Origin of the sequence: Micromonospora sp. NPDC052213, assembly GCF_040679695.1 — a bacterium.
Taxonomy (GTDB): Bacteria; Actinomycetota; Actinomycetes; order Mycobacteriales; family Micromonosporaceae; genus Micromonospora.
On sequence record NZ_JBFAVI010000116.1, the window covers coordinates 4203 to 21955 of the forward strand.

Annotated in this window: 16 protein-coding genes and 1 pseudogene; 3 read left to right on the top strand and 14 right to left on the bottom strand. The window is 75.6% G+C overall.

Going from position 1 to position 17753, the window contains the following annotated elements; translation table 11 throughout:
- The 5 genes and pseudogenes from AB0L34_RS23685 to AB0L34_RS23705 form a co-directional block, all read right to left on the bottom strand.
- Nucleotides 1–365, bottom strand: a pseudogene (locus AB0L34_RS23685) (ABC transporter permease); the annotation flags it as partial.
- Nucleotides 362–1156 carry an ABC transporter ATP-binding protein gene (locus AB0L34_RS23690; protein WP_357462059.1) on the bottom strand — a complete coding sequence of 265 codons (795 nt, stop codon included), beginning with the start codon at nucleotides 1154–1156 and terminating at the stop codon, nucleotides 362–364. The gene AB0L34_RS23690 and the pseudogene AB0L34_RS23685, both read right to left, overlap by 4 nt.
- Before the next feature lie 147 nt (nucleotides 1157–1303).
- Complete coding sequence (locus AB0L34_RS23695) at nucleotides 1304–1969, bottom strand: response regulator transcription factor (RefSeq protein ID WP_363706634.1); 666 nt, start codon at nucleotides 1967–1969, stop codon at nucleotides 1304–1306.
- Nucleotides 1966–3210 carry a sensor histidine kinase gene (locus AB0L34_RS23700; protein WP_357462057.1) on the bottom strand — a complete coding sequence of 415 codons (1245 nt, stop codon included), beginning with the start codon at nucleotides 3208–3210 and terminating at the stop codon, nucleotides 1966–1968. The genes AB0L34_RS23695 and AB0L34_RS23700 overlap by 4 nt, the downstream gene beginning before the upstream one ends.
- Nucleotides 3211–3273: 63 nt before the next feature.
- Nucleotides 3274–3972, bottom strand: coding sequence for a DUF305 domain-containing protein (locus AB0L34_RS23705; protein WP_363706636.1), 699 nt, complete (start codon nucleotides 3970–3972; stop codon nucleotides 3274–3276).
- 137 nt (nucleotides 3973–4109) lie between these two features.
- On the opposite strand from AB0L34_RS23705, the gene AB0L34_RS23710 reads away from it, so the two are divergent.
- Complete coding sequence (locus tag AB0L34_RS23710) at nucleotides 4110–5561, top strand: hypothetical protein (RefSeq protein WP_363706638.1); 1452 nt, start codon at nucleotides 4110–4112, stop codon at nucleotides 5559–5561.
- Between the two features lie 198 nt (nucleotides 5562–5759).
- Here AB0L34_RS23710 and AB0L34_RS23715 read toward each other — a convergent pair whose 3' ends face one another.
- The 7 genes from AB0L34_RS23715 to AB0L34_RS23745 form a co-directional block, all read right to left on the bottom strand.
- Nucleotides 5760–6767, bottom strand: a complete 1008-nt coding sequence (locus AB0L34_RS23715; protein ID WP_363706640.1) for a linear amide C-N hydrolase — start codon at nucleotides 6765–6767, stop codon at nucleotides 5760–5762.
- Between the two features lie 82 nt (nucleotides 6768–6849).
- On the bottom strand, nucleotides 6850–7779 hold the full coding sequence (locus AB0L34_RS23720; protein WP_363706642.1) for a PfkB family carbohydrate kinase: 930 nt from the start codon (nucleotides 7777–7779) through the stop codon (nucleotides 6850–6852).
- Nucleotides 7780–7868: 89 nt separating this feature from the next.
- Complete coding sequence (locus tag AB0L34_RS23725; RefSeq protein WP_363706643.1) at nucleotides 7869–8039, bottom strand: GyrI-like domain-containing protein; 171 nt, start codon at nucleotides 8037–8039, stop codon at nucleotides 7869–7871.
- 54 nt (nucleotides 8040–8093) lie between these two features.
- The gene (locus tag AB0L34_RS23730; RefSeq protein ID WP_363706645.1) at nucleotides 8094–9704 is read right to left on the bottom strand and encodes an asparagine synthase-related protein; all 1611 of its coding nucleotides are present in this window, start codon (nucleotides 9702–9704) and stop codon (nucleotides 8094–8096) included.
- Between the two features lie 4 nt (nucleotides 9705–9708).
- Entirely contained in the window at nucleotides 9709–10668 is a 960-nt protein-coding gene (locus AB0L34_RS23735; protein ID WP_363706646.1) for a DUF5715 family protein, read from the bottom strand.
- A gap of 140 nt (nucleotides 10669–10808) precedes the next feature.
- The gene (locus AB0L34_RS23740; RefSeq protein WP_363706648.1) at nucleotides 10809–11603 is read right to left on the bottom strand and encodes an isocitrate lyase/phosphoenolpyruvate mutase family protein; all 795 of its coding nucleotides are present in this window, start codon (nucleotides 11601–11603) and stop codon (nucleotides 10809–10811) included.
- A 161-nt stretch (nucleotides 11604–11764) separates the two neighbouring features.
- Nucleotides 11765–12511, bottom strand: coding sequence for a winged helix-turn-helix domain-containing protein (locus AB0L34_RS23745; protein WP_363706650.1), 747 nt, complete (start codon nucleotides 12509–12511; stop codon nucleotides 11765–11767).
- A 132-nt stretch (nucleotides 12512–12643) separates the two neighbouring features.
- Here AB0L34_RS23745 and AB0L34_RS23750 point away from each other — a divergent pair, with 132 nt between their 5' ends.
- On the top strand, nucleotides 12644–14863 hold the full coding sequence (locus AB0L34_RS23750; RefSeq protein WP_363706652.1) for a family 43 glycosylhydrolase: 2220 nt from the start codon (nucleotides 12644–12646) through the stop codon (nucleotides 14861–14863).
- 34 nt (nucleotides 14864–14897) lie between these two features.
- Here AB0L34_RS23750 and AB0L34_RS23755 read toward each other — a convergent pair whose 3' ends face one another.
- Both AB0L34_RS23755 and AB0L34_RS23760 read right to left on the bottom strand, forming a co-directional pair.
- On the bottom strand, nucleotides 14898–15503 hold the full coding sequence (locus AB0L34_RS23755; protein WP_363706654.1) for a response regulator transcription factor: 606 nt from the start codon (nucleotides 15501–15503) through the stop codon (nucleotides 14898–14900).
- Nucleotides 15500–16657 carry a histidine kinase gene (locus AB0L34_RS23760; RefSeq protein ID WP_363706656.1) on the bottom strand — a complete coding sequence of 386 codons (1158 nt, stop codon included), beginning with the start codon at nucleotides 16655–16657 and terminating at the stop codon, nucleotides 15500–15502. The genes AB0L34_RS23755 and AB0L34_RS23760 overlap by 4 nt, the downstream gene beginning before the upstream one ends.
- A gap of 133 nt (nucleotides 16658–16790) precedes the next feature.
- Here AB0L34_RS23760 and AB0L34_RS23765 point away from each other — a divergent pair, with 133 nt between their 5' ends.
- Nucleotides 16791–17657: a hypothetical protein gene (locus AB0L34_RS23765; RefSeq protein WP_363706657.1), complete on the top strand. Its 867-nt coding sequence runs from the start codon at nucleotides 16791–16793 to the stop codon at nucleotides 17655–17657.
- Nucleotides 17658–17753 lie beyond the last annotated feature (96 nt).

Sequence of the window (17753 nt, forward strand, 5' to 3'; positions counted from 1 at the left end):
GCCGGGCGCGCCCGCGGCGCGGGGTCGACGGGGCCCCCGGGCAGGCCCGCGTCCCCGCGGCCGGGGCCGTGGCCCCCCCCCCCCCCCCCGCCGGAGCCGAGCAGTTCCCCCTCGGCGGCGGCGACCCCGTCGAGCGCGCGCACCCGGTCGACCAGCGCGGTCGGCAGCGGGTCCTTGGTGGCGGAGTACACGGCGAGGTCGGTGTGCCGGTCGAACGTCCCGGCCCGTTCGTACGCTCCCGCGCGCATTCCGTCGACGAAGATCAGCGTGCCGGCGATGAAGGCGACGCCGAGCACGATGGCCAGCGAGGAGAGCAGCAGGCGCAGCGCCTCGGCGCGGAGCTGGCGCAGGGTCAGCCGGATCACCGGGTCACCGCCTCGCGGCCGGCGGCCGGCACGCGCGCCGAGTCGAGGCCGGCGAGGGTGTCGAGCACCCGTTCGGCGGTCGGCGCGGTGAGGTCCCGCACCGGCCGGCCGTCAGCCAGGAAGAGCACCCGGTCGGCGTGCGCGGCGGCCGTCGGGTCGTGGGTGACCATGATCACGGTCTGGCCGAGGGTGTCGACGGCCTCGCGGAGCAGGCGCAGCACCTCCGCGCCGGAACGCGAGTCCAGGTTGCCGGTCGGCTCGTCGGCGAAGATCACCCACGGCTTGGTGATCAGCGCGCGGGCGACCGCCACCCGCTGTTGCTGCCCGCCGGAGAGCTCGGCGGGCCGGTGGCCGAGCCGGTCGGCGAGCCCCACCGCGGCGACGACCTGGCGCAGCCAGGCCCGCTCCGGCCGGCGGCCGGCGATCGCCAACGGCAGCACGATGTTCTCCTCGGCGGTCAGCGCCGGCAGCAGGTTGAACTTCTGGAACACGAAGCCGACCCGGTCTCGGCGCAGCAGGGTGAGCCGCTTGTCGTCGAGCCGGGAGAGGTCGGCGTCGCCGATGCGTACGCTGCCCGCGGTGGGACGGTCCAGGCCGGCGAGGCAGTGCATCAGGGTGGACTTGCCGGAGCCGGACGGGCCCATGATGGCGGTGAACCGACCGGCGGCGAAGTCGACGTCGACGCCGTCGAGGGCGACGACGGCGGCCTGGCCGGCGCCGTACCGCTTGGACAGGCCGCGGGCGGAGACCGCGACGCCGGCGGTGGCGTGCGCGGGAGGTGCGACGGACACGTGGAGCTCCCCGTGGAGATCGTGACTGGGACGTCTCCGACGCTATGGGCGCGGCGGCCCGAGGGCGTCCACCCACGCGCTCGACCCCGCTGCGACCGCAGGCGGCCCTGACGGGGCGGACCCGTACGACCTGAGTCGTACGCCGGCTCAGCCGCCCGGGGTGACCAGGCCGCTCTCGTACGCCAGCACCACCGCCTGCACCCGGTCGCGGAGCTGGAGCTTGGCCAGGATCCGCCCGACGTGCGTCTTCACGGTCGCCTCGGCGACGTGCACCCGGGCGGCGATCTCGGCGTTGGAGAGCCCCTGCGCCACCAGCAGGAGGATCTCCCGTTCCCGCTCGGTGAGCTGGGCGAGGCGCGGGTCCTCGGCGGGGCCCGGGCCGAGCCTGCCGGCGAAGCGGTCGAGCAGCCGGCGGGTGATGGACGGGGCGACCACGGAGTCGCCCTGGGCGACCACCCGGATCGCGGCGAGCAGCTCCTCCGGCGGGACGTTCTTGAGCAGGAAGCCGCTGGCGCCGGCCTGGAGCGCGGCGAAGGCGTCCTCCTCGGTGTCGAAGGTGGTGAGCACGAGCACGCGGGGCGACCCGGCGGGGCGGTCCCCGCAGATCCGGCGCGTCGCCTCCACCCCGTCCATGGTCGGCATCCGGACGTCCATCACCACCACGTCGGCCTCGACCCGGGCCAGCACCCGCAGCGCGTCGGCGCCGTCGATCGCCTCGCCGACGACCTCCAGGTCGGGCTGGGAGTCCAGCACCATCCGGAAGCCGGCGCGGACCAGCGCCTGGTCGTCCACGATCACCACGCGGACCGTCATGCCGCCATCACCTCCGTCGTCCCGGGCGTCGACGGTAGCGGCAGCCGCGCCTCGACCTGCCAGCCCCCGGCCAGTCGCGGGCCGGCGGTGAGGCTGCCGTCGTACACGCTCACCCGCTCGCGCATGCCGACCAGGCCGTGCCCGCCGGACGGGGCCGGGCTGACCGGCGGGCGGCCACGCCCGTCGTCGAGCACCCGGACCACCACGGCGTCGCGGGCATGGTCGAGGGTGACCTCGACGGCGGCGCCGACCCCCGCGTGCTTGAGCGCGTTGGTCAGCCCCTCCTGCACGACCCGGTAGAGGGTCAGCTCGAGGCCGGCCGGCAGCGGCGCGGGCTCCCCGGTGACCGTGTGGCGCACCCGCAGGCCGGCGGCGCGGAACCGGTCGAGCAGGGCCGGCAGCTCGGTCAGCGCCAGCCGGCGGTGCTCCGGGTCGGCGGCCACCCCCGCGCCGTCGGGCTCGTCCGTCGGGCCGGGGCCGGCCGCCGCGTCGGGCGGGTTCGGCTCCCGCAGTACGCCGACCAGCCGGCGCATCTCCTCCAGCGCCTGGCGGCCGGTGTCGGCGACCACCTTCACCGCGTTCCTGGCGGTCTCCGGGTCGCGGTCGAGCATGAACCGCGCCCCGTCGGCCTGCACGATCATGACCGCCATGCTGTGCGCCACCACGTCGTGCAGCTCACGGGCGATGCGGGTGCGCTCGCCGGCGACGGCGGCGCGCGCCTCCGCCTCGCGTTCCCGCTCCAGGGTGGCGGCCCGCTCCTCCAGGCTGAGCACGTAGAGCCGGCGGGTCCGCACGTTGAGCGCGACCAGCCAGACCGCCCCGGTGACCAGCCCGATATAGATCGCGGTCGCCCACCAGGCGACGGTGCTCTCGGTCTGGAGGGCGGCGAGGACCACCCCGACGGCGGCGGTGATCCCGGCGAGGATGCCGTCGCGGAGCCGGTCGGCGTACTTCACGACGCTGTAGAGGGCGACCAGCACCGCGACGTCGAAGGCCAGTGGGCCCCAGCCGGCGAACACCTGGACCAGCGCGAGCACCGCCACGACGGCGGCGACCGCCGACGGGTGGGACCGGCGGAACAGCAGCGCCACCGCCATCGCGGCGCCGACGAGGGCGGCCTTCCACCCGCCGGGCTGGTTCACCAGGCCGGCGAGGCCGAAGAGCACCACCAGGCCGACGACGAAGACGTCGAAGGCGACGCTGCGCAGCGGGCGGCCGAAGATCGTGCGGTTCACGGTCACCCAGCGTACGTGCCGCCGCCGCCCGCGGGTCACCGCGCGCCCGGCCGGACCGCCGGAGCCGGGTCAGGGGGCCAGCACGTCGCGCATCCGGTCGATCTCGACGGCCTGCTCGGTGGCGACGGAGTTGGCGAACTCCGACAGGGTGAGGTCGGCGCCGACCTTGAGCAGGTCGGTGGCCATCTGGACCGCGCCCCGGTGGTGCTCGGTCATCATCCGGACGAAGAGCCGGTCGAACTCGGCGCCCCGGGCGGCCGCGAGCTGGCGCATCGCCTCGGGCGACTGCATGCCCCGCATGGTCCCGTGGTCGTGCCCCGGCACGTCCGGGGAGAGCCCGCGGGTCTGCAGCCAACCCCGCATCATGCCGATCTCCGGGCCCTGGCTGGCCCGGATCCGCTCGGCGAGGGCGCGCAGGTCCGGGTCGGCGACCCGGTCCGGGGCCAGCGCGGCCATCTCCAGGGCCTGGGCGTGGTGCGGGATCATCATCCGGACGAACCAGACGTCCATGGAGTTGTGCCGGGACGTGGGGGTGGCGTCGCGCATTTCCTCGGCGGGGCGGACCGCGGCGGTCTCTCCCGGTCGGCCCGGCACGATCACGGCGGGCCGGGCCGGATCGACGGGCGCCGACGCCGAGGCGGGGGCGGCAACCGGCTGCGCGGGGGGCGCGGTCGAGTCGTCGCCGGACCGGGACAGGACGACGGCCACCACCGACACCACGAACACGGATGTGACGACGGCCAGGATCCGTGCGCGTCGGTTGATCATGGGCCACTCCCCCGGTAGAGGTCACGGCGATCGTATCCATTGACGGAGACACCAACATGTGACCCAGGTCACATCGACGCACCTCATCGGACGGTAAGGTGTCGACAATCGTCACCCCCTTGCGAAGGGCCTCGCCGATGATCAGACTTCGCACACCGCGGGCCCGGCGGCTCACCACCGTGAGCCTGGCCGCGGCCGGCCTCCTCCTCGCCAGCGTCGCCACCGCCCCACCGGGGAATGCCGGGGTCGCGGCACCCTCGGCGCCCTCCGACACGGTGGACACCACCTACACCATCCCCGGCGTCGACGAGATCGTCAGCAGCCCCAACCTTCGGCAGGTCGCCAACCTGCCGAAGCAGGCCCCGCTGGACGCCACGAACAGCGACCTCGCCTTCCAGGGCCGCTACGCCTTCGCCGGCAACTACAACGGGTTCGTCGTCTACGACATCTCCCGGCCGACCGCGCCGACGGTCGTGTCGCAGGTCTACTGCCCCGGGTCGCAGAACGACATCTCCGTCCACGGCGACCTGCTCTTCCTCTCCACCGACTCGTCCCGCAGCGACGACTCCTGCAACAGCACCGGATCGTCGGCGACGGTCAAGGAGTCCTGGGAGGGCATCAAGGTCTTCGACATCAGCGACAAGGCCAACCCGCGCTACATCAAGGCGGTGGAGACGGCCTGCGGCTCGCACACGCACACCCTCGTGCCGGGCACGGACCGCAAGACGGTCTACCTGTACGTCTCGTCGTACAGCCCGCGGGCGGAGTTCCCGGACTGCCAGCCGCCGCACGACTCCATCTCCATCGTCAAGGTGCCGCTGAAGAAGCCCACCGACGCGGCGGTCGTGGCCACGCCGAACCTCTTCCCGGACGGCGGCTACGAGGGCCGCCCGGGCGGGTCGGCGACCACCGGCTGCCACGACATCACCGCGTACCCGGAGAAGAACCTGGCCGCCGGCGCCTGCATGGGTGACGGCATCCTGATGGACATCTCCAACCGGGAGGCCCCGCGGGTCATCAACCAGGTCCGCGACACGGTCAACTTCGCGTTCTGGCACTCGGCCACGTTCAACAACTCCGGCACCAAGGTGATCTTCACCGACGAGCTGGGCGGCGGCGGCGCGGCCACCTGCAACGAGGCCATCGGTCCCAACCGGGGCGCCGACGCCATCTACGACATCACCGGTAGCGGCGACGCCCGGACGATGGTCTTCCGCAGCTACTACAAGATCCCCCGGCCCAACGCCGACACCGAGAACTGCGTGGCGCACAACGGCTCGCTGATCCCGGTGCTCGGGCGCGACATCATGGTCCAGGCGTGGTACCAGGGCGGTATCTCGGTCTGGGACTTCACCGACTCCGCCAACCCCCAGGAGATCGCCTTCTGGGAGCGGGGCCCGCTGTCGGCCGAACGGCTGACCGGCGGCGGTTCCTGGTCCGCGTACTACTACAACGGCTACATCTACTCCAACGACATGCAGAAGGGCTTCGACGTCCTGAAGCTGACCGACTGGCGGACCTGGACGGCGAACCTCGTCCGGTACCGCGAGCTGAACGTGCAGACCCAGCCCAGCTACCTCGGCTGGTAGTCGCACAGCGCGCCGACGGGCCCGGCCCCCACCGCGGGGGCCGGGCCCGCCCGCGTTCCACCGTGTCCGCCGCGGCCGGGGGCCCGCCCGCGTCCCGGGTCTCGGCGGTGGCGACCGCAGCACCGGCGGGTCGAGAACCAGGCCGCCGACGGGAGCGCCGGCCCCTGGGCCGCCGCCGGCAGGGCCGGGAGCCGGGGGTCAGCTCACCGGAAGCTGGTAGCGCCGCTCGCCGCCGCCGGTCGCGGTGGTCAGCCGGACCTCGCCGCTGCGCAGGCCGTACGTCACCGACCAGCGGGTGTGCGACTGGCGTACGTCGTTGAGGATCTCGAACGCCGCCGGGGCGTCCGCCGTGCCGCCCGTCCGGTCGAGGGCCGCGGCGATCACGCCGTAGCGGTGGTCGGCCCGGCGACGCTGCTCGTCCACCCCGACGACCGGCACGTTGGTCAGCGCCCGCCAGTCGCCCCGCCCCTTCTCGACCGACATCTTCCCGTCGACGAACTCGACCACGGCCGACGCCCCGGTCGCGTCGGCGAGCAGGTAGTGCAGGGGTGGCCCGTCGGTGAAGTCGAGGTTGTACCGCTCGAACACGGCCACCGCCTCGTCCACCGTGGCCGCCTGGTCGAGCACCAGGCGCTGGATGCGGACCGACCCGACGGTGGCCCTGCCCGGGACGGCGACGGCCTTCGCACCGTCGTCGGCGGCCAGCCCGATTGCCAGCCCCCGCTCGTTCATCCCGTCGAACGGCAGCAGCGGCGCGTTGAGCAGCCGCCGGTCGCCGGTCGGGTCGGGGCCCACCCCGAGGTAGGACATGTCCACCACCGAGATCGAGGCGTACCCGTCGGGAGGATCGGTGCGCAGCACCAGCGCCGGGTTGGCGTCCCAGTCGAAGTTGCGGGCGAACAACGGCCGGGCCGGGTCGCCGGTGGCGGCGAAGAGGGAGCAGCCGAACGCCTTCGCCGGGCGCGCGTCGGTGCCGACCGTCGCGTCGTACGCCCCGACGTAGGTCATCTCGTACATCGGAAGGTCGTTGACCTTCCGCAGGCTGGCCAGGGTCTTCTCGACCTCGCCCGGCTCCTGCCGGGAGGCGCTGGGCGTGCCGGCGGGCGTCGGTGCTCCCGGCGGCGCCGGCGGACCGGGCTCCGCACTGGAACAGGCGGTCACGGCGAGCAGCAGGGCGACACCGGCGCCCAGGAGAGTCCTCCGCATATCCTCTGGACGCTAGGGCAGGAATCGAGGGTTGTCCACCGGCCGATCGGTCGCCCCGGCGCGGGACCGGCGACCCGGACGGTCAGGCGGGGATCCGGTCGAGCTGCTCCCGGATCGCCTCGTCGGTCAGCGCCGGGCGACCGCCGGGGTGGCCGACGGTGGCGCCGGCGGCCGCCACGGCACAGCGGGCGACCCGGTCGCGGGGCTCGCCGCGCAGCAGGCTGACGGTCAACGCGGCGACGAACGCGTCCCCGGCGCCGGTGCTGTCCACGGTGGGTGTCCGGCTCAGCGGCAGGAACAGCTCGCCGTCCGGCCAGACGAACGCGTTGCCCTCCCCGGCCACCTCGACCGCCAGCAGGGACGGGCCGCGCCGCAGCAGCTTGCGCCCGGCGGCGAGCCCGCCCTCGGCGTCCCGCGGCGCGTCGCCGGTGATCAGCTCGACCTCCTGCGCGTCGGCCCGCAGCACGTCGGCGAGGGCGAGCAACTCGTCGGCGTCGGCCGGGTCGGTCGGGGCGCCGTCGAGCACCACCAGCCCGCCGGCCTCCCGGGCGGTCCGGGCGGCGGCCAGGGCGGCCCGCGCCGGCTGTTGCAACTGCACCAGGACGGCCCGCGCGGCGTGCAGCGCGTCCGCCGCCCCGGCCACGTCCTCGGCGGTGAGCAGGGTGGCCTCGGGCAGGTCCTCCAGGTAGCGCCAGTGGGCCTCGGCGTCGACCACGTCGACGATGAGCCCGGTGGGGGTGCCCGGCCGGCGCAGCACCCGCGCGACGTCGATGCCGTCGGCCCGCGCCTGCGCCAGCAGCCGCTCCCCCACCTCGTCGTCGCCGACCACGGCGAGCAGCCCGACGGACGCGCCGAGCTGGGCGAGCCCGACGGCCTGGTTGGCCCCCTTGCCGCCGAGCAGCTCGCGGCGGCGCCGCACGGGGGCGCTGCCGCCGGCCTCCGGCACCTCGTCGACCAGCAGCACGAGGTCCCGCGCCACCTGCCCGACCACCATCACGTCCAGTTGCGTCATGTCACCGGTACTACCCCCGGCCCGATCTGTCACGCTCGCCTAGGGACACGCCGACCGGCGCCGACCCGGCCCCGGGGCGTGGTGGACGCTCAGGCCGGGCGGACCGGCAGTTGCAGCTCGGTGACGCCGTTCTCCGGGGTGTCCGGGCAGTAGTCGAGGTAGACCTCGCGGACGAAGCCGTCCGCCCGGTAGCCGTGCTCCTCGATCCAGCGGGCCAGCACCTCCGTGCTCCGCTCGACCTCGTCCACGATGGTGAACATGGCCCCCTACGATCGACGCTGACACCGTGTCAGAGTCAACCCGGGGGCGGCACCTCACCCCGGCAGCGGGGCCTCGTCGCCGCGGGTGCGGCGCGGGCCGACCAGCCGGCGCACCATCGGCGCGGCGTTCCACTTCGCCGCGCCCACCAGGTCCCGGGCGTGCTCCAGCACCGTGTAGTCGGGCCGGGCCCGGCCGGCCGCGAGCGCCCGGTCGAGGTCGTTGCCGCAGCGGGTGAGCACGCTGTCGAAGTCGCGGCGGACCGGTTCCAGCAGGTGGTAGCCGAACGACCGGTGCAGTCGGGCGAAGAGCGGCTTGTACAGCCGGGCCCGCTCGTGCAGGCCGGACGAGTACGACATCGGGTTCTTCGGCCGGCGCCGGACGTAGTCGGGCAGCAGGTCGGCGAAGGCCCGCCGGACGATCCACTTCTCCTGCCCCTCACGCATCTTCAGCCCGATCGGCAGCCGCATCGCCAGCTCCACCACGCTCAGGTCGAGGAACGGCACACGGGCCTCCACCCCGTGCCCCATGCTGGCCCGGTCGACGCGCTGCAACTCCGTACGGCAGAGGTTGCGGATCTTGTGCAGGAAGAGCCGGCGGGACGCCTCGGGGCCGACCTCGTGGTACATCGGGTAGCCGCCGAACAGCTCGTCCGAGCCGTCCCCGGTCAGCACCACCTTCACGCCCAGCTCGCGCAGCCGGCGGAAGAGCGGCACGGAGACCACCGCGTTGATGATGTCGCCGTACTCGGTCAGCTCGGAGATCCGGATGGCCTCCCGGATGTCGGCCAACCGGATGTCGCGCGGGCGCAGCTCGACCACCTCGTGCGGCACCCCCAGGTCCCGCGCCAGCCGCCGCGCGTACGCCACGTCGGGGCTGTCCGGCACCCCGACGGTGACCGCGACGCAGTCGGGGTGCATCTCGCGTACGTGCAGGAGGGCCAGCGAGCTGTCCAGGCCGCCGGAGAGCACCACCCCGACGGTGAGGTCGGTGTCCACCCGTGTCCGGATGCTGTCGGTGAGGGCGGCACGGACGAGCAGGGCGGCCTCGTCCGGGTCGTCCACCACCGACAGCCCGTCTCCGAGGGCGAGCAGGTCGACGTACGCGCGCAGCCGGACCTGCCCGTCGGGCTCGGCCCAGCCGTGGTGCCCGGGCGGCACCTCGCCGATCGGGACGTCGTGCCCGACCAGCGCCTTCACCTCGCTGGCGACGTGCAGGCAGCCGGGCGTCCGGGCCCAGTACAGGGGCTTCACGCCGAGCGGGTCCCGGACCAGGTAGGCGCGGCCCGTGGCGCGTTCCACGACGGCGAAGGCGTACTCGCCGCGCAGCCGGGTGACCACGCCCTCGCCCCACTGCAGGAAGGCCGCGAGCACGACCTCCGTGTCGCTGGCGCTACGGAAGCGGTGCCCGAGCCGGACCAGCTCCGCGCGCAGCTCGTGATGGTTGAAGACCTCGCCGTTGTAGCAGAGCAGCCACCGCTCGTCGACGGAGGTCCACGGCTGCACGGCGCGCTCCCGGTCCACCACCTTCAACCGTCGGGTGCCGGCGAGCAGGCCGTTCTCGTAGCGGGCCTCGGTGACCTCGCCGCGGGGGGCCAGGGTGGCGAGCATCCGCCGGAAGATCGCCGGGTCGGCCTCGGGGCCGAGGCTCAACGCGATGCCGCACATCGGCTCAGACCCCCATCTCGGCTTCGTACGCCCGGCGCAGCCGCCGGCCGCTGGCGGGCGCGAGGCACAGGTGCCACGCCTGCCCCTCGTCGACCACGTTGACCTCGCCGGCCCGCTGCCGGGCCAGCAGCAGCTCGGCGAGGGTGTCCCGGACGCCGAAGCGGCCGAACCAGGCCAGCTCGACGTCGACCGCCCAGCCCAGGCAGTGGCCGCTGGGGACCATGGCGGCGTACCCGAGGCGGCGCAGCCGGTGCTGGTGCTCGGCGCTGCGGACCAGGCTGGTCACCCACAGCGGCGGGGTGGCGGGCGGGGTGTTGGCGGCGAACTCCCGGCCGATGTCGTTGAGCAGCGCCACGACCTCCCGGCGGGCCCGCCGGAAGCGCAGCCCGGCGGTGCGCGGCGTGGCGTCGGGCCACAGCCGGCGGCGGGCCGCCCGCAGCCCGCGTCCGAACAGCGTCCTCGGCTGCTCGGTGTAGCAGAACCGGAGCAGGCCGCGGCGGCGCAGCCACTCCAGGTCGACCAGATCGGGGCTGGCGTCGACCTGGGCGTCGGTGAGGAAGGTCGGCGCGTCGCGCCACCACATCACGTCGACGCGGGAGAGCAGGTAGATGCGGACCAGTGCGGTGAGGTCGGCGGCGGAGCTGCGCGGGTTGGGCTGGTAGCGGGCCATCTCCAGCAGCAGCGTCTCGCGGGCGCCGACGAGCCCCTGGGGGGTGGCGTCGAGCACCGCGGCGATCGCGGGCTCGCGCAGCCGGTCGTCGATCAGCACCTGCCGCGCCGCCGTGCAGGACGCCCCGGCCAGGGCGCCCACCTCGACCAGCAGGTCGGCGACGGCCGCCCGGTAGGCGTCGAGGTCCGGCGAAGCGGGGCGGGGCGGCGTGCCGGGGACCCGCCGGCGGGCGCGGGCTGCGGGTGTGACGGAGGGCCCGGGCTGCTGCCCCGGACTTCGGCTGGGCACTCGCATGGTCGGGTCCTCTCTCCCGTCATGACATCACTGTGTGCATCGCCCTGCGCACAACGTAACCAGGCGTGACGGGATGAGTGCGAACAATCCTCTTATCTCCTCCTAAGGGGCGGTTCCTGGGTGTGGGTGGGCACGAACGGCTAGGGCCGGGACGCGGCGCTCAACCGCTGCACCTCGGCGTACGAGGGCGGTTCCCGGTGCGGCGCGGCGCCGGACCGGACGGCGTCCAGGGCGTCCAGGGCGGCGCCGAGCGCGGCCCGGAACAGCAGCGAGCCCGTGCTCACCCGGGCCACGCCGAGCGCCCGCAACTCGTCGAGGGTGGGCCCGCCCGGGCGGTACAGCACGTTCAGCGGCAGGTCGATCCCCGCGACGAGGGCGCCGACGGTGTCGACGTCCGGCGCCGCGGGCACGAAGATCCCGTCGGCGCCGGCATCCGCGTACGCCCTGGCCCGGACCAGGGTCGCCGGCAGCGGGTCGGGCGTCCCCAGCCACCACGTGTCGGTGCGGGCGTTGACGAACAGGGCCGGCGCCGCGGCCTTGACGGCGGCCACCTTGGCCGCGGTCAGCGCCGGCGGGGCGAGAGTGCCGTCGGCCCGGCCGTCCTCGATGTTGATCCCGACCACCCCGAGGGCGGCCAGCTCGGCCGCCAGGTCGGCCACGGCCGCCGGGTCGTCGGCGCAGCCCGCCTCCACGTCGACGCTCAGCAGCACCGGGAGGCCGCGCAGCGCCCGGGCCAGCCGGAGGTTCTCCGCCCGGGTGGCCGCCGCCGCGTCCGGCAGCCCGGCGGCGGCGGCGACCCCGAGGCTCGTGGTGCCGACCGCCGGGTACCCGCGCGCGGCGAACGCGGCGGCGCTGGCGTGGTCCCAGGCGTTGGGCAGCAGCAGCGGCCGGTCGGCGTGGTGCAGGGCGTGGAAGGCGGCGCAGCGCTCGTTCATCGGGGTTCCCACCTCGGCACTCGTCGGGACGCGCGGCAGCGCGTGCGGTTGGTACGTCACCGGGGCGGCCGTCCGGCACCGGCGGCGCCGGATTCCTTCGGTTCCGCCGAACCGTCGGCCCCGGCGTGCGGCACGGAACGGGTCGGACGGACGCGAGCCGGTCAGGCTCGGCCGCCGCCGGTCTCCGGTGCGGCGGCGGGCGCCAGGTCGGCCGGGGCGAGGCCGAGCGCGGCGGCCAGCGCGGGACCGCCGGCCGGGGTCAGCCGGACGGCGCGGCCACCGCCCCGGGTGAGCCAGCCCACCTCGAAGAAGCGGTCGCACAGCGCCGCGCCCAGCGCCCCGGCCAGGTGCGGGCGGCGTTCGGTCCAGTCGAGGCAGTCGCGCATCAGGGGGCGGCGGGCGGCCCGCAGCGGCGCGACCGGCACCCCGAGCCCGTCGAGCCAACCCAGCCCGGCCGGGGTCAGCGCCAGGCCGTCGGCGCCGTCGAGCAGCCCGCGGTCGAGCATCGTGTCCCGCAGCAGCACCCCGAGGCGGCCGGCCAGGTGGTCGTAGCAGGTGCGGGCGTACGCCAGGGCGGCGTCGGCGCGGGCGGCGCGCAGCGAGCGGACGGGCTGGGGCCGCGCCGGCGCGTGGCCGGCCAGGTCCTCGATCAGCTGGGCCACCGAGGGGCCGGCGAGCCGGACGTAGCGGTGCCGCCCCTGCCGCTGCTCGACCAGCAGACCACCCCGGACCAGGCGGGTGAGGTGGTCGCTGACGGTGGAGGGCGCCACCCCGGCGAGCCGGGCCAGTTCGCCGGCCGCCCACGCCCGGCCGTCGAGCAGGGCCAGGCAGATGCGGGCGCGGGTGTCGTCGGCGAGCAGGGCGGCGAGCCGGGCCAGGGTCGGGCCGTCCGTGGCGGTGGTGGTCACGCACCCATGCTGGCACGGGCACGTTGCGGTGCCCACCGAAGCGTCGCCCGCGCCTTTACAACGTTGTATCCAACGTTGTAGAAACGGACCCAGTGATCCAGGTCGACTTCTCCCCCACCCGAGGCAGGTCTGATGGGACATCTCCGCCGCGCCGGCGCGCTCGCCGCCGCCATCGGTCTGGTCCTGGCCGGAACGGCGTCCGCGCCGGCCGCCGCCGCGTCCGACCCCCGCTACCGCAACCCGGTCTCGGCCGGGTTCGCCGACACCTTCGCCGACCCGGTGGTCGTCCGTGGTGAGGACGGTTTCTGGTACGCGTACGGCACCACCGACCCGCTGCGCGAGGGCGAGGGGACCTTCCACCGGGTACCCACCGCCCGCTCCGCCGACCTGGTCGACTGGACGTACGTCGGGGACGCCTTCGGCGCCGACCAGCGCCCGGCGTACGCGGCGCCCGGCGCCGGCTTCTGGGCCCCCGACGTGCGCCGGGTCGGCGACCGCTGGGTCATGTACGTGACCGTCACCGACACCACCGTCTCCCCCGACGGCGGCGACTTCGCCGTCGGCGCGGCCACCGCGCCCACCCCGACCGGCCCGTGGACCTTCGCCGACGAGCCCGTGGTCGCGCCCCGCCCCGGCGGTGGCGGCGGCTGGCTGTGGACCATCGACCCGAGCCAGTTCACCGACGTCGACGGCCGGCACTACCTCTACTACGGCAGCTACTACGGCGGCATCTCCGTCACCGAGCTCTCCCCCGACGGGCTGCGCGCCGTCGGCACGCCGACGCCGGTCGCCATCGACAACAAGTTCGAGGGCAGCTACGTGCTGCGCCGCGACGGCTGGTACTACCTGTTCGCCTCCACCGCCAACTGCTGCGCCGGTCCCGCCACCGGCTACTCCGTCCACGTCGGCCGGTCACGCAGCCCGCGCGGGCCCTTCGTGGACCGCGACGGCACCCCGCTGACCGCCTCCCGGGCCGGCGGCACCCCCGTACTCGCCCAGAACGGCAACCGCTGGATCGGCACCGGCCACAACGGCTTCCTGACCGACCTGTCCGGTCAGGACTGGATCGTCTACCACGCCATCGACCGGGCCGACCCGTACCTGGACGAGCCGTTCGGCATCAACGAGCGGCCGATGCTGCTGGACCGCCTCGACTGGATCGACGGCTGGCCGACGGTGAACGCCGGCGCCGGCCCGTCGGAGGGCACCCGGACCGCGCCGGTCACCACCGGCCGGGTGGACGAACGCTTCGACGCCGGCCTCGCCGCCTGGCGTGGCACCGCCGGGGACTGGCGGGTCGCCGACGGCCGGCTCACCGGCAGCGGCACGCTGACCGGCCGTACGACCGTCGGCGGGGACGTGCGCGCGGAGGTCGACCTGCGGCCCGCCGCCACCGGGGCGGCCGGGCTCACCCTCGGCGACCGCGTCGCGGTGCGGGTGGACACCGCCGCCGGCAGGCTGGTCGCCCGGGACGGCGCCCGCACCGCGAGCGCGCCGCTGCCCGACGGCTTCGACGCGGCGGCCGGGCACAACCTCGCCGTCGAGGTACGCGGCCGGCAGCTCACGGCCGAGCTGAGCCCGGCCCGGCTCGGGGACCAGGTGGCGGCACTGTCGCTGCGGCTGGACCGGCCGGTCGTCGGCCGGATCGCGCTGACCGCCACCGGCGGGGACGCCGGGTTCGACAACGTCAGCGTCGCCCGGCTGCACCGGCCGGTGCGGCACCCCGCGCCCGAGCCCCGGGTCGGCGGCCTGCTGCCGGCGTTCTCCGACGAGTTCACCGACGGGCTCGACCCGGCGTGGCGGTGGGTCCGGCCGGACCCGGCGGCCACCGTATCCGGCGGTGCGCTGCGCTGGCCCGTGCAGGGCGCCGACCTGACCGGCACCGGCAACAGCGCCGGCGTGCTGCTGCGCGACGCGCCGACGGGCGACTACGTCGTGGAGACGAAGGTGACGCTCGACCTCGGCGAGGAGACCGTGCGCAACTACCAGCAGGCCGGCCTGGTCGCCTACGTCGACGACGACCGCTTCGCCCGGTTGGCGCAGGTCGCCATCTGGAACACCCGCCAGGTCGAGTACGGCTACGAGCTGCCCTTCGCCGGCCGGCCGGTATACGGCGGCAACATCGTCGGCACCCCGGCGACCACCACCTGGCTGCGGCTGGCGCACCGGGTCGACCCGGCCACCGGCGAGCACGAGTTCCGGGCCGGCTCCAGCCGGGACGGGCGGAACTGGACGTGGGGCGGGGTGTGGACCTTCCCGGCCGACACCACCCCGCGGATCGGGCTGGTCGCCCACGGCGGCGCCGAGCCGGCGCTCACCGCGCGGTTCGACTACGTGCGCTTCCACCGCTGAGCGGGCCGGGCCGGGGCGGTTGCGGACGGTCCGGTCAGAGCCAGCCGTTGTCCCGGGCCGTCCGCGCCGCCTCCGCACGGCTCGTCGCACCGAGCTTCTGCACCGCCGCGGCGAGGTAGTTGCGGACCGTGCCGCTGGACAGGTGGGCCCGGCGGGCGACCACCGCGACCGGGGCGCCGTCCTCGGCCAGCCGCAGCGTGTCCAGCTCGCGCGGGGTAAGCGGGCACGGCGGGATGGTCAACGCGTCGGCGGCCAGCGCCGGGTCGACGTACCGGCCGCCGGCGTGCACCCGCCGGATCACGTCGGCGAGCGCCCCGCCGGGCGCGCCCTTGGGCAGGAACCCACGGGCCCCGGCGGTGAGCGCGCGGGCCAGGTGTGCCGGCCGCCCCTGGCCGGTGAGGATCACCACCGCGCAGGACGGCAGCACCCGGGCCAGCTCGGCGGCGACCTGGAAGCCGTCGGGGCCGGGCATCGCCAGGTCGACGACGGCCACGTCGGGGTGGTGCGCCAGGGCGGCGGTCACGGCGGCCCCGCCGTCGGCCGCCTGCGCCACCACCGTCAGGTCCTCCTCGAGGTCGAGCAGGGCGGCGAGGGCGGCCCGGATCAGCTCCTCGTCGTCGGCGAGCAGGACCCGGATCATGACGCCGTCGGGACGGTCGCCTCGACGGTGAAGACACCGTCCTCCCGGTGCGTGCGCAGCTCCCCGCCGGCGGCGGCCAGCCGCTCGGCCAACCCGCGCAGGCCGTGGCTGTGCCGGTCGGGCACGCCGGCCGCGCCCGCGCCGTCGTTGGTCACCGTCATCCGCGCCACGTCCGCCTCCTGGTCGATCTCGATCCGGCACCAGCCGGCCCGGCTGTGCCGCAGCACGTTGGTGCCGGCCTCGCGCAGCACCGCCGCGAGCTGGGCGGCCGCCTCCGCCGGCAGCTCGCCGGCGGGCGGCACCACGGTGCACCGCACCCCGGAGGAGCGCAGCACCTGCCCGACCGCGGCGACCTGCTCGGCGAGGTCGACGCGGCGGTAGCCGTGCACCGTGCGGCGCAGCTCGGTCAGCGCGGTGGCGGCCAGCCGCTGCGCCTCGGCCGCCTCCCGGCCGGCCCGCTCCGCGTCGGTCGCCGCGAGCCGGGCGGCGAGTTCGGCCTTCAGCGCGATGACGGTGAGGTGGTGCCCGAGCAGGTCGTGCACGTCGCCGGCGAAGCGCAGCCGCTCCTGCGCCGCCGCGAGGCTCGCCTGGGCGAGCTGCCCTCGGCCGGCCTGCACCAGCAGCTCCCAGAACCACACCTGGAATCCGTTCACCGCGGCGATGCCGAGGCCGACGCCGCCGCTGATCACCAGGGACCGACCCACGGGCGTCCCGGTCGCCGTCGCCACCGCCGCGGCGACCGGCAGGGTGGCGACCGCCACGGGAACCACCATCCGCAACCGGGCGACCAGCGGCACCGCGCCGACGACCGCCGCGCCCACCCAGGCCCAGGTGGGCCACGCCCCGGCGGCGACCGGCGCCACCAGCGGGACGCTCAGCACCGCCACGGCGGCGAACGCCACGCGGCACCGGCGGCGGACCCGGTCCGCCACGTCCGGTGTCACGGTCGTGTACACGGCCACGGCCAGCACCACGGCGACCGCGGCGAGCCCGACCGCACCGAGCGCCACCCGCAGGCCCGACGGCTCCCGGGTCAGCCCGACCGCGGGCAGGAACAGGCCGGAGGCCACCCCGGTGGCGAGGGACGCCGTCGCGCCGGCCCGGGCCCGGCGCAGGCGCCGGTCCGGTCCGGACACCGTCGGGTCGAACGCCACGGTCCGAATGGTAGGGCGCGGCGGCGGCCCACCGCCGTACGCGGGACGCACGGATCGGCGGTGCGTTCCGCACGGCCGACCGGTGACACGGCGCGGGTGTCCGGCGCGCCCGCCCGCGCGCAGGCTCGATGGCATGACGGAGACGACGACGAACGCCAACCCGACGGCACCGCACGTCGGTCACGCGCGACCGCGCGCCGCGCTGCTGCGGCACCTGTTGGAGATGGCGCTGGCCATGATCGCCGGGATGCTGCTGCTCGGGCCGCTCCGCGCGGCCGTGGGCACCTCGCTCGGCTTCTCCCCCGACCTCGGACGGGCCGACGTCGGCGCCGTGCTGATGGCGACGGACATGAGCGTCGGCATGGCGGTGTGGATGCGGTACCGGAGGCACTCCTGGGCCGCCGTCGGGGAGATGACCGTGGCGATGTACCTGCCGGTGCTGGTGCTGTTCGTACCCTTCCGGGCCGGGCTGGTCGGCGCGGACGCCCTGCTCCTCGGCAGCCACCTGCTGATGCTCCCGGCGATGGCGCTCGCGGTGCTGCGCCGACGCGCCGAGTACGCCCGGCACCCGGCCGCCGCCCGCCCGGTCCCGCGGCACCGGCTGGTCGCGGCGCTGGCGCGCCGCTGGCCGGCGGGGCTCGCCCTGCTGATGACGCTGGACATGCTCTTCTCCCCGTGGGTGCCCCCGGCGCCGTTCCTGCTGGCGCTGCCGGCGGCCTACCTGGTCATCGGCGCGGTGCGCGGGCAGCTGGGCGAGCGCCGGGTGCTCGTCGTCCAGCTGGCCGGGCTGGCCGGCTGGGCGGCGGTGGCGTTGGTCGCCACCGTGGTCGACCACGGGCTGGCGGGCTGGCTGGTGGCCGCCGGCTGGCTCGGACACGCGGCCTGGGACGTGGTGCACCACCGCGCGAACCGGGTCGTCCCGCGCGGCTACGCCGAGTGGTGCGCGGTCTTCGACACGGTCGTCGGGCTCGCCGTCGTACTGGCCCTGCTGACCCGCTGACCCCGAGCGGGGTGGGTCGCCGGGACGGGGGGGCGGACCCCCCCCGCGGGGTGTTTTGGCGGTCGCCCGTACCGGCGGCCGGGGGTGATGTATAGG

Excerpts from the sequence above, each read along its gene's own strand:
- AB0L34_RS23695 (WP_363706634.1), bottom strand. The coding sequence starts at position 1,969 with ATGACGGTCCGCGTGGTGATCGTGGACGACCAGGCGCTGGTCCGCGCC.
- AB0L34_RS23705 (WP_363706636.1), bottom strand. The coding sequence starts at position 3,972 with ATGATCAACCGACGCGCACGGATCCTGGCCGTCGTCACATCCGTGTTC.
- AB0L34_RS23710 (WP_363706638.1), top strand. The coding sequence starts at position 4,110 with ATGATCAGACTTCGCACACCGCGGGCCCGGCGGCTCACCACCGTGAGC.
- AB0L34_RS23715 (WP_363706640.1), bottom strand. The coding sequence starts at position 6,767 with ATGCGGAGGACTCTCCTGGGCGCCGGTGTCGCCCTGCTGCTCGCCGTG.
- AB0L34_RS23720 (WP_363706642.1), bottom strand. The coding sequence starts at position 7,779 with ATGACGCAACTGGACGTGATGGTGGTCGGGCAGGTGGCGCGGGACCTC.
- AB0L34_RS23725 (WP_363706643.1), bottom strand. The coding sequence starts at position 8,039 with ATGTTCACCATCGTGGACGAGGTCGAGCGGAGCACGGAGGTGCTGGCC.
- AB0L34_RS23730 (WP_363706645.1), bottom strand. The coding sequence starts at position 9,704 with ATGTGCGGCATCGCGTTGAGCCTCGGCCCCGAGGCCGACCCGGCGATC.
- AB0L34_RS23735 (WP_363706646.1), bottom strand. The coding sequence starts at position 10,668 with ATGCGAGTGCCCAGCCGAAGTCCGGGGCAGCAGCCCGGGCCCTCCGTC.
- AB0L34_RS23740 (WP_363706648.1), bottom strand. The coding sequence starts at position 11,603 with ATGAACGAGCGCTGCGCCGCCTTCCACGCCCTGCACCACGCCGACCGG.
- AB0L34_RS23750 (WP_363706652.1), top strand. The coding sequence starts at position 12,644 with ATGGGACATCTCCGCCGCGCCGGCGCGCTCGCCGCCGCCATCGGTCTG.
- AB0L34_RS23755 (WP_363706654.1), bottom strand. The coding sequence starts at position 15,503 with ATGATCCGGGTCCTGCTCGCCGACGACGAGGAGCTGATCCGGGCCGCC.
- AB0L34_RS23765 (WP_363706657.1), top strand. The coding sequence starts at position 16,791 with ATGACGGAGACGACGACGAACGCCAACCCGACGGCACCGCACGTCGGT.